The organism is Rhodococcus sp. IEGM 1366, assembly GCF_033142425.1.
In the GTDB taxonomy this organism is placed as follows: domain Bacteria; phylum Actinomycetota; class Actinomycetes; order Mycobacteriales; family Mycobacteriaceae; genus Rhodococcus_F; species Rhodococcus_F globerula.
The window spans coordinates 94,876-108,840 of record NZ_JAWLRZ010000002.1 but is presented as its reverse complement, the minus strand read 5'-3'; the positions used below and the strand labels follow the sequence as shown (position 1 = coordinate 108,840).

14 protein-coding genes are annotated in these 13,965 nt (G+C 61.7%); 9 read left to right on the top strand and 5 right to left on the bottom strand.

Translation table 11 applies throughout. From position 1 onward, the window contains the following. Positions 1-9 precede the first annotated feature (9 nt). Positions 10-801: a DNA-formamidopyrimidine glycosylase family protein gene (locus tag R4P64_RS06380; RefSeq protein ID WP_045070662.1), complete on the top strand. Its 792-nt coding sequence runs from the start codon at positions 10-12 to the stop codon at positions 799-801. On the opposite strand, the gene R4P64_RS06375 is transcribed toward R4P64_RS06380, so the two are convergent. Beyond that, positions 788-1,357: a TetR/AcrR family transcriptional regulator gene (locus R4P64_RS06375; protein ID WP_317541319.1), complete on the bottom strand. Its 570-nt coding sequence runs from the start codon at positions 1,355-1,357 to the stop codon at positions 788-790. The two genes, R4P64_RS06380 and R4P64_RS06375, sit on opposite strands and share 14 nt — an antisense overlap. A 52-nt stretch (positions 1,358-1,409) precedes the next feature. Between R4P64_RS06375 and R4P64_RS06370 the strand changes: the two genes are divergently transcribed. Both R4P64_RS06370 and R4P64_RS06365 read left to right on the top strand, forming a co-directional pair. Then, complete coding sequence (locus R4P64_RS06370) at positions 1,410-2,351, top strand: oxygenase MpaB family protein (protein ID WP_219112025.1); 942 nt, start codon at positions 1,410-1,412, stop codon at positions 2,349-2,351. A gap of 17 nt (positions 2,352-2,368) precedes the next feature. Continuing rightward, complete coding sequence (locus R4P64_RS06365) at positions 2,369-2,905, top strand: hypothetical protein (RefSeq protein ID WP_033231251.1); 537 nt, start codon at positions 2,369-2,371, stop codon at positions 2,903-2,905. A gap of 350 nt (positions 2,906-3,255) precedes the next feature. On the opposite strand, the gene R4P64_RS06360 is transcribed toward R4P64_RS06365, so the two are convergent. The 3 genes from R4P64_RS06360 to R4P64_RS06350 all read right to left on the bottom strand — a co-directional run bounded on the left by R4P64_RS06360 (position 3,256) and on the right by R4P64_RS06350 (position 7,031). Continuing rightward, complete coding sequence (locus R4P64_RS06360) at positions 3,256-3,447, bottom strand: hypothetical protein (protein ID WP_155276672.1); 192 nt, start codon at positions 3,445-3,447, stop codon at positions 3,256-3,258. A gap of 213 nt (positions 3,448-3,660) precedes the next feature. Beyond that, entirely contained in the window at positions 3,661-5,181 is a 1,521-nt protein-coding gene (locus tag R4P64_RS06355; protein WP_317819868.1) for an HNH endonuclease signature motif containing protein, read from the bottom strand. Positions 5,182-5,288: 107 nt separating this feature from the next. After that, positions 5,289-7,031, bottom strand: coding sequence for a glycerol-3-phosphate dehydrogenase/oxidase (locus R4P64_RS06350; RefSeq protein WP_033231254.1), 1,743 nt, complete (start codon positions 7,029-7,031; stop codon positions 5,289-5,291). A gap of 89 nt (positions 7,032-7,120) precedes the next feature. On the opposite strand from R4P64_RS06350, the gene glpK reads away from it, so the two are divergent. The 6 genes from glpK (at position 7,121) to R4P64_RS06320 (ending at position 12,656) form a co-directional block, all read left to right on the top strand. Continuing rightward, positions 7,121-8,611 (top strand): glycerol kinase GlpK, encoded by a 1,491-nt coding sequence (glpK, locus tag R4P64_RS06345; RefSeq protein ID WP_317819867.1) that lies wholly within the window; start codon positions 7,121-7,123, stop codon positions 8,609-8,611. Between the two features lie 153 nt (positions 8,612-8,764). Continuing rightward, positions 8,765-9,652, top strand: a complete 888-nt coding sequence (gene phnD, locus R4P64_RS06340; protein ID WP_317819866.1) for a phosphate/phosphite/phosphonate ABC transporter substrate-binding protein — start codon at positions 8,765-8,767, stop codon at positions 9,650-9,652. Then, on the top strand, positions 9,649-10,449 hold the full coding sequence (gene phnC / locus R4P64_RS06335; protein ID WP_317819865.1) for a phosphonate ABC transporter ATP-binding protein: 801 nt from the start codon (positions 9,649-9,651) through the stop codon (positions 10,447-10,449). Before phnD ends, phnC begins: the two co-directional genes overlap by 4 nt. Next, positions 10,427-11,260 carry a phosphonate ABC transporter, permease protein PhnE gene (phnE, locus tag R4P64_RS06330; RefSeq protein WP_317819864.1) on the top strand — a complete coding sequence of 278 codons (834 nt, stop codon included), beginning with the start codon at positions 10,427-10,429 and terminating at the stop codon, positions 11,258-11,260. Before phnC ends, phnE begins: the two co-directional genes overlap by 23 nt. A gap of 8 nt (positions 11,261-11,268) precedes the next feature. Then, positions 11,269-12,039: a tyrosine-protein phosphatase gene (locus R4P64_RS06325; RefSeq protein WP_317819863.1), complete on the top strand. Its 771-nt coding sequence runs from the start codon at positions 11,269-11,271 to the stop codon at positions 12,037-12,039. An 11-nt stretch (positions 12,040-12,050) separates the two neighbouring features. Then, entirely contained in the window at positions 12,051-12,656 is a 606-nt protein-coding gene (locus R4P64_RS06320) for a TetR/AcrR family transcriptional regulator (protein ID WP_317819862.1), read from the top strand. Here the strand turns inward: R4P64_RS06320 and R4P64_RS06315 are convergent. Further along, positions 12,641-13,834: a PLP-dependent aminotransferase family protein gene (locus R4P64_RS06315; protein WP_317819861.1), complete on the bottom strand. Its 1,194-nt coding sequence runs from the start codon at positions 13,832-13,834 to the stop codon at positions 12,641-12,643. The two genes, R4P64_RS06320 and R4P64_RS06315, sit on opposite strands and share 16 nt — an antisense overlap. Between the last annotated feature and the right edge of the window lie 131 nt (positions 13,835-13,965).

Below are 13,965 nucleotides of genomic sequence, written 5' to 3'. Positions count from 1 at the left end.
TGCTCGCTGATGCCCGAAGGCGATACCGTCTGGCGGACGGCCAATGCACTTCGCACGGCACTGAACGGCAAGGTACTCACCACGTGCGACGTGCGTGTCCCGCGATATGCCACCGTCAATCTGACCGGCACACGAGTCGACTCCGTAGTCAGCCGAGGAAAGCATCTGTTGATCCGAGTCGGCGACGCCTCCGTCCACACCCACCTGAAGATGGAAGGCGCGTGGCAGATCTACGCGCCAGGTGAGCGGTGGCATCGCCCCGCCCATCAGGCGCGCATTATTCTGGCGACCGAAGATGCTGTTGCCGTGGGGTTTTCGCTCGGCATCACCGAAATCCTCGATCGCAACCAGGAAGACTCCGTCGTTGGCCATCTTGGGCCGGATCTCCTCGGCCCGGATTGGGACAGTGCTGTTGCGGAGGAAAATCTGCGCGGCGCGGGCTCCGAACCGATCGGCGTTGCGCTCCTCGATCAACGGGTCATGGCTGGACTCGGCAATGTGTATCGCAATGAAATCTGTTTTCTCCGTGGGCTTCATCCACGCACACCGACAGACCGGGTTCCGGATCTCGCGGCCGTAGTCGATCTGTCGCACCGCATTGTCGGTGCCAACAAATCACGTCACGTTCGGGTGACCACCGGCGATACTCGTCCCGGCAGGCAGACGTGGGTGTACGGCCGCCGCGGAAAGCCATGTCGGCGTTGCGGAACGCGAATCCGCGAGGAACTGCTCGGACCCGACCAGCTCACCGAACGACAGATATTCTTCTGCCCTTCCTGCCAACCGCTTACGCGCGATTAGCTTTTGTCAACAAACGGACGCAGTGCGCGACAAAGCGATCGCGGCTTACGTCGATTGTGCCGTCGAGGTATCCGATGAACAGGGTGAACAGTGCACCCACCAATCCCACCGCGATCAGCTGCTTCTCCACCGGATCAGTGATTTCCGAAAGCTGTGCATAAACGAGGTCTACAAAAGCCGGCATCGATTCGATTCCGCGGCCTCCGAGCACCGGTTCGGAGAGCGGAGCGATCAACAGCACTCTACCCATCGCGGGATCGTCGACCATCAACTTCACAAACGTGTCAACCGCTGCGGTGGCAATCGCTTCGGATCCGGACTCTGTAGCTACTGCTGCCGCGAGTGCGGTTTGGGCGCGCTCCGAAACGTATGAGTGGACCGACACCACGTACTGATCGCGATCGGTGAAGCTCTCGTAGAAGTACCGTTCCGTCAGTCCCGCAGCCTTGCATACTGCCCGGACATTGACGGCAGGACCGTCCACTGCGCCCAGTAGTGTCACGCCGACATCGAACAGCGCTGCCTTCCGTGCTGCACGCCGTTCCTCGATACCCACTACCCTGCTCCGATTCCTTGACTACTGATGTTGTCGATCCTAATCTGACAACATGCGTAGTCAAAGTGATGACGTACCCACACCAACACCGCTTGGGCCCGATTCCTTGACCTGGAAGTATTTCGGCGATTGGCGAGGCATGCTTCAGGGCGTGTGGGCAGGTTCTATGCAGAACATGCATCCAGGACTCGGGGCCGGCGTCGAGGAGCATTCGCAGTTCTTCGACGAGCGCTGGGAACGCCTCTACCGATCGCTCTACCCCATCGCCGGAGTTGTCTTCGACGGCGACAGAGCCCAGGAAACCGCTGAACAGGTACGCGGCTACCACACCACGATCAAGGGCGTCGACAAGCTGGGTCGGCGCTACCACGCCCTCGACCCGGACACCTTCTACTGGGCACACGCGACCTTCTTCATGGGCACAATCGTGACGGCGGAGAACTTTTCCGGCGGCCTCACCGAAGCACAGAAACGGCAACTCTTCACCGAGCACATCCAGTGGTATCGCCTCTACGGCATGAGCATGCGGCCCGTCCCCGAAACGTGGGAGGCATTCCAAGAGTATTGGGATCACATGTGCCGCAACATTCTCGAGGACAACAAGGCCACGCGTGATGTGCTCGACCTCTCCGGCCTGGGCAAGCCGCCATTCATGACGTGGCTACCCGAGCCGATCTGGAGGCTCGCACGCATTCCCGTCGCACGAGGCTTTGTGTGGCTGACCGTCGGTATGTACGACCAGCCGGTTCGCGATCTTCTCGGATACTCGTGGAGCGCGCGCGAGACGAGGATTCACACAGCTGTCGGCAAGACCGTCAACGCGGTCTTCCACCTTGTCCCGTGGCGCTACCGTTATCAACCGCGCGCCCGCGCGGGCTGGGACCGAGCCACGGGCAGGACGGCGCCCGATGCGCCACTCGTTCACACACCGGCCCGCAACCTGCCTCCCGCAACGCGCCGTGACAGTCCGATGCACTACAGCCCAAATGCCTGATCTGCCATAATCAAGCGATGCCGCGGAGCCTACGTACCCTGCTCAATCGCCCGATTACCGCCCGCGGTCGCCACCTCGGGCAGGAGCGCATTGCCGCCCGGACCACCGCCTACGTGTACGGCAATATCTTGGCTCTGGCCGCTCTGATTCCGGTCACCCAATCTCAGGAATCGCTCGGCGTCGCCATCGTCATCGGCACGGCCCTGTCGACGTATATCGCGCATACTTTCGCCGAGGGCGTCGGCGAGAGTATTCGCAATGATCGAGAACTCACGACTGCGGAGAGAATCGAAGCTCTTCGTGATTCTGTGCCCATCCTGACCTCGGCCGTGGTTCCGATCGTCATTCTGGCAACCGCCTGGTTCAACCTTCTCGAGCCGCGGACCGCGCAATTGATTGCAGAATTTGTGTTGGTGCTCCGTATCGGTTCCACGAGTTACGTCATCAGCTATCTCCGCGGCGAAAAAGTCGGCACAGCAACTCATGTCGCGGCGTTCGGTCTCGCTGCGGTAGCGACGTTGATCGTCGCCATCAAAATCGTGCTGACTCACTGACTTCGCGCGTGCTTTATGAGAACGTCATCGCACCCATCCGACAATAGCTACTGCGCCCCCGCGATCCGATATACATAACGCAGACAATTCACTCTTCATGACGGATCCGGAGAACCTGCCGATATGAACGCCCCACAACCGCCAGATCCGTGGGATTCTCAACCACAGTGGGACTCCCAACCACAGCGGGATTCACAGCCACCGAAAGATCCACCGCCACCACAAACACCGGCGTGGGTGTGGGTTCTTCTCGGTGCCGGGGTAGCTGCGATCGTTGTGGTTGTTGGGCTTGTCTGGGTGCGGCCGATGCTCTTCGACGCAGAGACGAATCAATCCGCACGATCTTCGACTCAGCTCAACACAACGGCATCTACAACAACTACACCCACCACAGAATCTTCTCCCACCACAACGTCGGCAGCTGCTCGAACCACTACCTCCGCGCCGTCGTCCGGCACAGCTGTCCCAGCAAACGCAACGCGCTGCGGACCCGTGTTTTCCAACAACGAATTGCCGAACTCCGCGACCGGCAGCAAAGCCACGTCATGCGAGTTCGCCGAAGAAGTTCGGTATCAGTACGTCAGTCAAGGCAAACGAAATGCGACAGTGTCGATCAACGCTGTCAGCCCCGTCACCAATACTCGCTATTCGATGAGTTGCACCGGAAAGAAAGTTGTCACCTGCACTGGCGGTAACAACGCAATCGTCTACCTCTTTTAGTAGATACGGCTCTTTTAGTAGATGAGGCGGCGAATTCAGAATGGCGGTGGGTCGTCGCCATGGTCGACAGGTTTGTGGGGCACGCGCTTTCGGGGTGTGGAGATCGGGAACGTTTGCCGGCGTTTCCGATCCGCGTGTTGTGCTGTTCGGTGCTGAATCTTGACACGCCGGAGCTTCCGCTCACCTCGGATGCGGGCAGCTTTGTTCTCCAGTCGAGTCCGTCGCGGTTTGCCGTCTTCCGGTGGCGGCGGTTCCTGTTGGCCGGCGAGTAGTCCGGCAGCTCTGGTGCGGTAGCAATGGCCGGTCTGCGAGGTCAGGGTGAAACTGCAGCCCGGGTTCGAGTGGAGCCTCCACTTCCCGGAGTGCTTGAGGCGGTGATGGTTGCGGCAGAACGCACTCAGATTCGACGCGACCGTTTTCCCGCCCTTCGCAGGGTCCGCGTGGTTGAACGGATCGTTATGGTCGAGGTCGCAATTCCAGGCGGGGACATCGCAGTGCGGCCACTGGCAACTTCCCGCGATAACCCGCAACCACCGATCGAGTGCCGCGCCGGGGCGGTACACCGATGCCGACGCAGGCACAGGTGTTTCCGGTACTCGCACTTCCCTCACAGTGGCGTCTTTCGCGATGTCACGGGCATGCTCAGCACTGATCACCCCGTACCCGTCAAGATGCGCGGCCTCGTCGCCGCCGGGAGTATCGCCGCCGGCGAAGGTGGATTCGTGCATCACCACATGCACCAACGGCCTCCGCACAATAACGAGACCACTGCGGTCCTGCGGGCAATCACCGCGCTCGCAGTCGCACACCAACACCGTCGAACCGCTCACCAGGGCGCCCAACGCATCCGCGCGGCGCTGCTCATACGTACGGGAATCGTGGCGGCACACCGACCTCGCCAATTCCCGCAACCTGCCGTCGAAGGCGCGGGCTTGTTCGGCCGGGATGCTGCCGAGGATGCGGGCCATGCCGTCTTCGGCGGCACTGACTCCGACAAACCTGTCGGCGAGGGCGCGGCGTCGTCGTTCCCGCATCCCCTCCGGATCGACGCGGGCGACGATCCGGTCGATCGCCGCCGTCAACCGGCGACCCGTCAACCCGGTACCGCCGTCCACGGGTGGAGCCAACACCTGCTCGAGCAGCAAGCGTTCGACTTCGTCGATCAGCTCGTCACTGACATTCGCGGTCGCGGACTCGATCAACCCCACCCGATAGAAGTCGAGTTCGCCGCGGGCCATCGCCGCCCGAGTGCGATGCAACCGCGTCTTCAACGCAAACCCCAACCCGATGAGCTTCCCGGCAGCGGCGCGCCCCATCGTCAGGACCGCGCCGACCTCGGATTCGGCCAACTCGTGCGCCGACGACGTCCACGTGCCACCGTCGACATGCTCGGCGCTGCGGCGGGTGAAGAACTCCGCCACCACGGCAAGTTTCCGCTCGACCAGCATCGCCTCACATGAATGCAAGTCACTCATAAGATCGATTAGGGCGCAATCGGTTTCGGTACCACTCAGCTGCGCCGAGATACCGAAACTTCCCACCCCCGGATCGAACATGCTCTCACCGTAATCGAAATCCTGTTCGAATTCGAGAGCTCCTCGAAATCAGTCGGAAAAGTCCGATAAGTGAAAAATGCCCCACGAACCGCACACAGTTAAAACAACTACACGCGGTCCGCCACCTCGACTACCGGCTCGAGGATCTCCACCCGTGACTCCGGTGCCGCTGCCCTCAGTGCGTCCGCTGCTTCATCGTCGGGCTGAGCCTGTGATTCCACTTCGGCCTTCACCCGAGCGCGGTAGGTGTCAACCTCACGATCGACGGCTTCGGCATCCCAACCCAGCACTGGGGCAACAAGTTCCGCGACCTGCTGGGCGCAGTTGACGCCGCGGTGCGGGTACTCGATCGCAATGCGCGTGCGCCGCGCCAAGATGTCGTCCAGATGCAGTGCCCCTTCTGCGGCCGCGGCATACACTGCCTCAACCTGAAGGTAATCGGGCGCATCGGTGATGGGCTGCAACAACTCCGGAGTTGTGCGACCTAATTCCAACACTTCGGTGATCAAGGAACCGTACCGGTCGAGGAGATGCTTGACGCGGTACGGATGCAGACCGTACGTCTCACCCAACTGCATGGTCTGATTGACCAAGGCAAAGTATCCGTCGGCGCCCACGAGCGGCACCTTCTCGGTGATCGACGACGCAACTCGCGCCGGAATGTCCTCGGACGCAACGTCAACCGCATCCTCCGCCATGACGCGGTACGTGGTGTACTTTCCGCCCGCAATGGCAACGAGGCCCGGAGCAACCCGGGCAACGGCATGCTCACGCGACAGTTTCGACGTCTCGTCGCTCTCGCCGGCCAGCAGCGGACGAAGGCCGGCGTACACACCGTCGATGTCGGCGTGCGTCAAAGGCGTCACGAGCACCGAATTGACGTGTCCGAGAATGTAGTCGATATCGGCCTTGGTTGCGGCTGGGTGCGCGAGGTCGAGATTCCAGTCCGTGTCCGTAGTTCCGATGATCCAGTGGTTGCCCCACGGAATCACGAACAGCACAGATTTTTCGGTGCGCAGGATGATCGCCGCTTCACTGACGATGCGGTCACGAGGAACGACGATGTGCACGCCCTTCGACGCCCGGACCCGGAACCGGCCACGCTGACGCGACAGTGCCTGGATCTCGTCGGTCCACACGCCCGTCGCGTTGATGACGACGTGTCCCTTGACCTCGGCGGTCCGTCCGTCTTCACAGTCACGAACACGGACACCCGACACTCGATCTGCTTCGCGTAGGAAGCCGACAACCTGCGTCGACGTCCGGACCACAGCGCCGTAATGCGCCGCCGTCCGCGCGACGGTCATGGTGTGACGGGCGTCGTCGACCACCGTGTCGTAGTACTGGATTCCGCCGGTCAGCGAACTGCGCTTGAGGCTCGGCGACATACGCAGTGCCCCGGCTCGCGTCAGGTGCTTCTGCGAGGGCACCGATTTGGCCCCGCCCATCCGGTCGTACAGGAAGATTCCGGCTGCCATGTACGGGCGTTCCCAGACGCGGTGAGCCAGCGGGAACAGAAACTTGAGCGGCTTGACCAGGTGCGGCGCCAGTGTCGTCAGAGAGAGCTCACGCTCGCGTAATGCCTCACGGACCAACCCGAATTCCAGCTGTTCCAGATAGCGCAGACCGCCGTGGAACATCTTCGATGATCGGGAAGACGTGCCAGACGCGTAGTCACGAGCCTCGACCAACGCGACTTTGAGTCCACGCGTTGCGGCGTCGAGCGCTGTGCCGACACCCACGACGCCGCCACCGACGACGATAACGTCGAACTGTTCACTCTGAAGCTGCTCCCAGGCAGCTTCTCGCTGCTGTGGGCCGAGAAACTGCACACCCTGCTGCTTACTCAACCCGTATCTCCTGTAAGTCGACGACGAATTCGCATCCAGGCTAGTAGCTTCATGCTCATACTGCGACAGCGCACGAACCAAGGAGACATGTGAACCAGTACATCGCCGCCATCGACCAAGGCACCACGTCGAGCCGATGCATGATCTTCGACCACGACGGCGCTGTTGTCAGCGTTGCCCAGAAGGAACACGAACAGATCTTCCCGCAAGCCGGCTGGGTCGAACACGATCCGGTGGCGCTGTGGATGAACACCCGCGAAGTGGTGGCAGGTGCACTTGCCAAAGCCGACCTCACCCGCGCGGACATCGCGGCCGTCGGAATCACGAATCAACGTGAGACAACGGTGGTCTGGGAGCGAAAGACCGGCAAACCTGTCTACAACGCCATAGTCTGGCAGGACACGCGCACCGATCAGCTGTGCCAGGAACTCGGTGGCGACGCCGGGCCGGAAAAGTACCGCGCCCAGACCGGGTTGCCGTTGTCGACGTATTTCTCGGGCCCGAAAATCCGGTGGATTCTCGACAACGTCGACGGGGCGCGCGCGAAGGCAGAAGCCGGCGAATTGTGCTTCGGCACCATCGATACGTGGATTTTGTGGCAGCTCACCGAGGGGCAGCACGTGACAGATGTCACCAATGCGTCACGCACAATGCTGATGGATCTGGAGACTTTGCAGTGGGACGAGTCCATCTGCGCGGATTTCGGTATTCCGATGTCGATGCTTCCGGAAATCCGCAGTTCTTCCGAGATCTACGGCAAGGGTCGACCTCGGGGCAACCTGGCCGGCGTTCCGGTCGCGGGCATTCTCGGAGACCAGCAAGCAGCCACGTTCGGTCAGGCCTGCCTGTCGGTGGGTGAAGCAAAAAACACCTACGGCACCGGCAACTTCCTTCTCCTCAACACCGGTACCACTCCGGTCCACAGCAAGCACGGCCTCCTGACCACTCTCTGCTACAAACTGGGCGACGCCCCGGCGGTCTATGCCCTGGAAGGTTCTGTTGCCGTATCGGGATCACTGGTCCAGTGGCTGCGTGACAACCTCGGGATCATTCAGAATGCCAAGGACATCGAGGCCCTCGCTGCCACCGTCGACGACAACGGCGGCGCCTACATCGTCCCTGCCTTCTCCGGTCTCTTCGCGCCGCGCTGGCGTCCCGATGCTCGCGGCGTCATCGTCGGACTGACCCGCTTCGTGAACAAGGGTCATCTGGCCCGGGCAGCACTCGAAGCCACCGCGTATCAAACCCGTGAGGTCATCGACGCCATGCGCGCCGATTCCGGCGTCGAACTCTCCGCCCTCAAGGTCGACGGAGGCATGGTTGTCAACGAGACCCTGATGCAGTTCCAGTCCGACATTCTCGGAGTGCCGGTCATCCGTCCCGTTGTCAACGAGACGACCGCGTTGGGCGCTGCCTACGCTGCCGGTTTGGCCGTCGGCTACTGGTCCGATACCGACGACATCCGCCGCAATTGGGCCGTCGGCAAGACGTGGGAACCCGACATGGAAGAGTCCGAGCGCGCCCGCCTGTACTCGGAATGGAACAAGGCCGTCGAACGCACGTACAACTGGTCCGATTAGTCGAGTTCGGTGGGGCGCCGCGCGCCCCACCGAAAGCCGCTCCAACTGTTCACCTGCGCGCAATTACGAGTACAGCGTTCTCGTAATTCCGATACAGACACCGATGGTTTCGTAACAGGCGTCAAACTCCCCCGCCTTTTCGGAAGGTCCATCATGCGTGCTCGAGTCGGTATCGCCGTCGCGTTGACTGCCGTCGCTTCACTCGCCCTGTCCTCGTGCTCCACCGAATCCGAAGCCTCGTCTGCGGATTCGAATCAGATCATTTTTGCCACGCCTCCCGGCACCGATGACGTCAAAGAGCTCGCCATCATGACCGACGTCGCCGACATGGTGGGAACCGCGACCGGCAAAACCGTCAAACACGAGTCACCGGCGGACTACCTCGGCGTCGTCGAGGCTGTTCGGAACGGATTTGTCGACATAGCCGTCCTCAGCCCCTTCTCGGCCGCCCTCGCATTCAAGACGGGAAGCGTCGAGCCCATCCTTGCCTGGAACGGGGCACCCGATCCAGCGTCGTACTGTCTGGCCAAGTCCGACAGCACAATTCAATCCGTCACCGACATCAAGGGACATCAGGTCGCCTTTGTCGATCCGGGATCGACCACTGGCTACTTCATGCCGAAGGCAATGATGGCCGAGGCGGGCCTCACCGACGGAACCGACTACAAGAGCACCTTTGCCGGCGGGCACGACTCTGCGGTTCTCGCTTTGATGAACGGGAACGTCGACGTTGCCTGCACCGCGCGCCAGCTCTACACGTCGTTCATAGCCGGTGGCATGTTCACCGCCGACGACGTCCGGATCGTCGGCCAAAGCGCACCTATCCCGGTTGGTGTTTCCATTGTCGCCCGCAGCGGCCTCGATTCCGAGACTCGTGACGCGATCAAGGACAATCTCCCGGCAATGCTCTCGGCGAATCCCGAAGCATCGAAGATCCTGGGCGTTGGCGGCACGTACACCGCCGATCCCGACTTCTCGGTGTACGAACCGTTGGTCACGATCGCGGAAGCCGCCGGAGTCGACCTGGACAACATCCGATGACAGCGCCGGTAATTCGCCCGCCGCGCTCGTCCATAGTTTCGCCGCCGGTGGTCACCGGACGCAACATCCGAGTCACGTTCGGCGACAACATCGCCCTCGACGGCGTCGACCTCACCGTTCGCCCCGGTGAAGTAGTCGGTTTGCTCGGCCACTCGGGATCCGGCAAATCGACATTGATGAAGACACTGACCCGCCTCACCGACTTCACCGCCGACGAATTGACAGTTGCCGGCCGAGACGTCGCGCAGCAGAACGGTTCCGACTTACGTTCTCTGCGTTCGGATGTCGGCTACGTCTTTCAGCACTTCAATCTGGTGCCGCGACTGAGCGCCCTGACCAACGTCTTGACCGGCGGTCTGTACGACGCCGGTGCGGTCAACCTGATCGGCGGATTCGGACGCACCCAACGCGTCGAGGCTCTCGAACTATTGCGCCGAGTCGGATTGGAAGGCAAAGCATCTCAGCAGAGCCGGACACTCAGCGGCGGTGAGCAGCAACGGGTAGCGATCGCGCGCACTCTGATGCAACACCCGAAACTGATCCTCGCCGACGAACCCGTCGCCTCCCTCGATCCACGACTTGCCGGAACCATCCTCACCTTGCTGAGGGAGATTGCCCGCGAACGTCAGGTTCCGGTGATCGTCAGCCTTCACGTCGTCGGCCTCGCGAGAAAGTACACCGATCGCGTCATCGGCTTGCGGGACGGACGCACCGTATTCAACAGCCGTGCAGAAGAACTCAACGAAGAGGCGGTGAGCACGATCTATGGTGAACATGCAGACATCGTCGAGCAGTAAGCGCGAACAGACGCAGGCTATGTCGAAGGAAGCCGAACGCCTCGCCAAACCGTGGCGTCTGCCCTCCCCTCGCAGCGGAGTCGGTCTGATCGTCATTGCAGTGGTCCTCGCGTGGTCGTTTGCCGGCGCAGACGCCGACCCCGCGCGGCTGGCTTCCGGTGTACCCAACATGGTTGATTTTGTCTCGCGACTGTTCCCGCCGACTTTCGACAAGTTCGACGTCATCGTCACCCTGCTGATCGAAACGCTCCAGATGGCAATTGTCGGAACGCTGGTAGGCGCGGTACTGTCACTGATCCTCAGTTTCGGTGCGGCATCGAACATCGCCCCGAAGTGGCTCTACGGCATATCCCGGGCGATCCTGAACGTCTTGCGCTCGATCCCCGAACTCATCTACGCCCTGATGTTCGTCTCTGCTGTTGGTCTCGGCCCGTTTGCCGGTGTGCTTGCCATCGTGGTCGGGTCCCTCGGCTCGATCAGCAAGATCTACGCCGAGGCAATGGAATCGGTCGATCAAGGTCCACTCGATGCCCTGAGTTCCGCGGGAGCCGACAAACGGCAGATCATCGCGTACGGAGTTCTGCCGCAAGCAGCACCCCTGCTTGTCAGCTACACCCTGCTCCTCTTCGAGGGAAATGTCCGCGGTGCAACAATTCTCGGTCTCGTCGGTGCCGGCGGTATCGGTTTGGAACTCACCACCGCCATGCGCATGTACGACTACGGGCACCTGAGCACCATCATTCTGAGCATCATCGTGCTCGTCACCGTCATCGACCGAATCAGCGCGATGATCCGCGCCCGACTGAGCTGAGAAAAACCATGACCGACGTACTCTCGTCCCCCGAACTGCTCGACCCGGTGAACCTGCGCGATCTTGCCGCGGTGCCAGTGGCAAGCGGATACATTCGCGAATCTGTAGCCTTCCGCAGCGACGACGTCTCACACCTGTCGACGGAATACGCCGATTCACTGTGGAACAGGGGAATCCGCACGGTGATCGATCTACGGTCCCCTGGCGAAGCGGCATACACCGGGCGCGGCCCACTCGCTGCTCACGCTATCGCCTATCACCACATTCCACTCGTCGCCGAGGTCGCCGCTCCCGCCGCCATGAATCAGGCGCTGCCACAGGTAACCACTCCCGATCACGTCGGCCAGTGGTATGCGGACCTTCTGGAATCCGCGGCACCTCAACTCACGACAGGTCTGACCGTCCTCGCCCTGAGCCCCGGCGGAACCGTATTCCACTGCGCCGCAGGCAAGGACCGCACGGGGGTGTTTGCAGCGGCACTGCTCAGTGCAGTCGGCGCGGACGCCGCCGCCATCGCAGACGACTACGCTCGCACCGCAGTTGAACTACCCCGACTGCATGCGCGGGTCCAGATGATCATGGGCGGCTTCCTACCGTTCGACTTCGACGCCGGCAGCATGCCCAGTGGCGCCATGATGGGCGCCGAACGTACCTCCATGACCGTCATGCAGCGCACACTCGTGCGGCGCCACGGGGACGTTCTGGCGCCGTTGCGTGCGGCCGGACTCAGCCAGGAACTGGTTGCGCTCTTGCGCACGAAAATGCTTGCAGCACGGTGACACTCGAGAACGTGACAACACCGGAAACGCCGCGCGGACCCGGTCGCCCACGCGATACCGCCGTCGAAGAAGCAGTCCTTACCGCAACCATCGAATTGTTGACGGAATTCCCCAGCGCTGACGACGTGACGATCGCCGCCATCACCACTCGGTCCGGAATTTCGCGCGCCGCAATCTATCGACGATGGTCGAGCCGCGAGGAACTCCTGGCGGCAGCGCTCGACAGCGTCCGATCCGAGGTGAAGACAACCTTCACCGGCGATCTCCGCGTCGACCTTGCCAATTCCTTTGCGGTCGGCATGGTCGACGTGACCGGCGCGTCCGGTGACCTGGTTCGTAAACGCATCGTTCTCGGATTGCAGAACGACAACGTCCGCGAAGCCAGCTGGCAGCAACACGTCTCACGGCGCCGCGTCCACCTGACGGAAGCAATGTCCGAAGCGCAGGCCGCAGGCACCTTGGACTCCTCGGTGGACACGGATGTCCTGATCGACCTGATCGTGGGAATGTCCTACTACCAGTTTGTCGTCCGCGGACCGTCCACGGCCGACCGGGCCGACGATCGGGTCCGTGCCGCAATCGAATTGCTGTGGCGCGGAGTTCAACCCCGAGACTGAGCGGAAGCATCACGGAAGGCGTCGCACAGTTTCCGTGCGGCGTCTTCCAGCACTGTTTCCGGATACGTCGCAAAACACAGTCGGGCCGATAGGCTCAGGTCTGCGTCGAAGCCGAATGCGGCACCGGGCACAAAGGCAACACCATGCTCGACGGCAACATCGAGAACCGCCGCAGTGTCTACGGGTTCAAGGCTCTCCATCCAACAGAACATGCCGCCGCGCACGGGCGAGAATCGTGCGCTGTCGCCGAAGCCGGCCTCCAAGGCACTGACAAGAGTCTTCGCGCGGTTGCCGTAGGACGCCCGCAACTTGTCCAGATGCGCGTCGAACCACGCGGTGTCCGAGAACAAGTCGGCCGCAATCTGTTGAGTGAGCGACGACCCGCACAGATCTGCACCCTGTTTGATCAATTCGACCGCTTCGCACACGCGCCGGTCACCGTGCAGCCAGCCGACACGCAGGGCAGGAGCCAGCACCTTGGACGCACTGGACAGCCGAATAACCCTGTCCGACAATGCTGCGACCGGAAGCGGCGGCGGACCGTCGAAGTACAGTTCCCCGTACGGGTCGTCCTCGAGTATCCAGAAGCCGTACGTATCGGCAAGTTTCGCGAGGTGTGCGCGACGTTCGAGCGAAAGAACGGACCCGCGCGGATTGTGAAAGTTACTCACGGTATGAACAACTTTCGGACGTAGTCCACCCGCAAGCTTCGCTTCGAGAACGTCGGTATCCATGCCGTCCGCGTCGACCGGGACGGCGGCCAGGCTTGCCTGCGCAGTCCGAAAGACCTGCAGTGCGCCGGTATACGCCGGATCTTCCACAACAACGGTGTCACCGGCGTCGAGCAATACCTGAGCCAGCAAACTCAGGCCCTGTTGGGAACCATGCGTGACCACCACGTCGGACGATTCGAGTGTGCGGCCGATCTTGACGGATTCGCGGGCCGCAATGACCTCACGAAGGTGTCGCAACCCCGAGGTCTCACCGTACTGAACGGACGACGCATCACCGAGAGCGTCGGCAGCTGCCCGTGAAATGCGCTCTCGCGGAATGAAATTCGGATCCGGCAAGCCGCCGGCCAAACTGATCACGTCAGGGCGAGCAGTCAGGGTGAGCAGGTCACGGATTGCAGAACTACGGAGCCCACCCATACGAGCAGACAGCGCGGCGTGTTTCATAGAAACTCCCAGGCACGCAAAAAGAAAGATCAGAGGAAAAACACCCTGAGCCGCCGAGGGGTCTACGGGGCGGGGAGAGCGCCGTGGTACCGATCCATGATTCGACCGGTACCACGACTATCCCACCATCA

What these genes read in the sequence shown, in the direction of transcription:
- R4P64_RS06380 (WP_045070662.1), top strand. Translation starts at nt 10, where the DNA reads ATGCCCGAAGGCGATACCGTCTGGCGGACGGCCAATGCACTTCGCACG.
- R4P64_RS06370 (WP_219112025.1), top strand. Translation starts at nt 1,410, where the DNA reads ATGCGTAGTCAAAGTGATGACGTACCCACACCAACACCGCTTGGGCCC.
- R4P64_RS06365 (WP_033231251.1), top strand. Translation starts at nt 2,369, where the DNA reads ATGCCGCGGAGCCTACGTACCCTGCTCAATCGCCCGATTACCGCCCGC.
- R4P64_RS06355 (WP_317819868.1), bottom strand. Translation starts at nt 5,181, where the DNA reads ATGTTCGATCCGGGGGTGGGAAGTTTCGGTATCTCGGCGCAGCTGAGT.
- phnD (WP_317819866.1), top strand. Translation starts at nt 8,765, where the DNA reads ATGCGTGCTCGAGTCGGTATCGCCGTCGCGTTGACTGCCGTCGCTTCA.
- phnC (WP_317819865.1), top strand. Translation starts at nt 9,649, where the DNA reads ATGACAGCGCCGGTAATTCGCCCGCCGCGCTCGTCCATAGTTTCGCCG.
- phnE (WP_317819864.1), top strand. Translation starts at nt 10,427, where the DNA reads ATGCAGACATCGTCGAGCAGTAAGCGCGAACAGACGCAGGCTATGTCG.
- R4P64_RS06325 (WP_317819863.1), top strand. Translation starts at nt 11,269, where the DNA reads ATGACCGACGTACTCTCGTCCCCCGAACTGCTCGACCCGGTGAACCTG.
- R4P64_RS06315 (WP_317819861.1), bottom strand. Translation starts at nt 13,834, where the DNA reads ATGAAACACGCCGCGCTGTCTGCTCGTATGGGTGGGCTCCGTAGTTCT.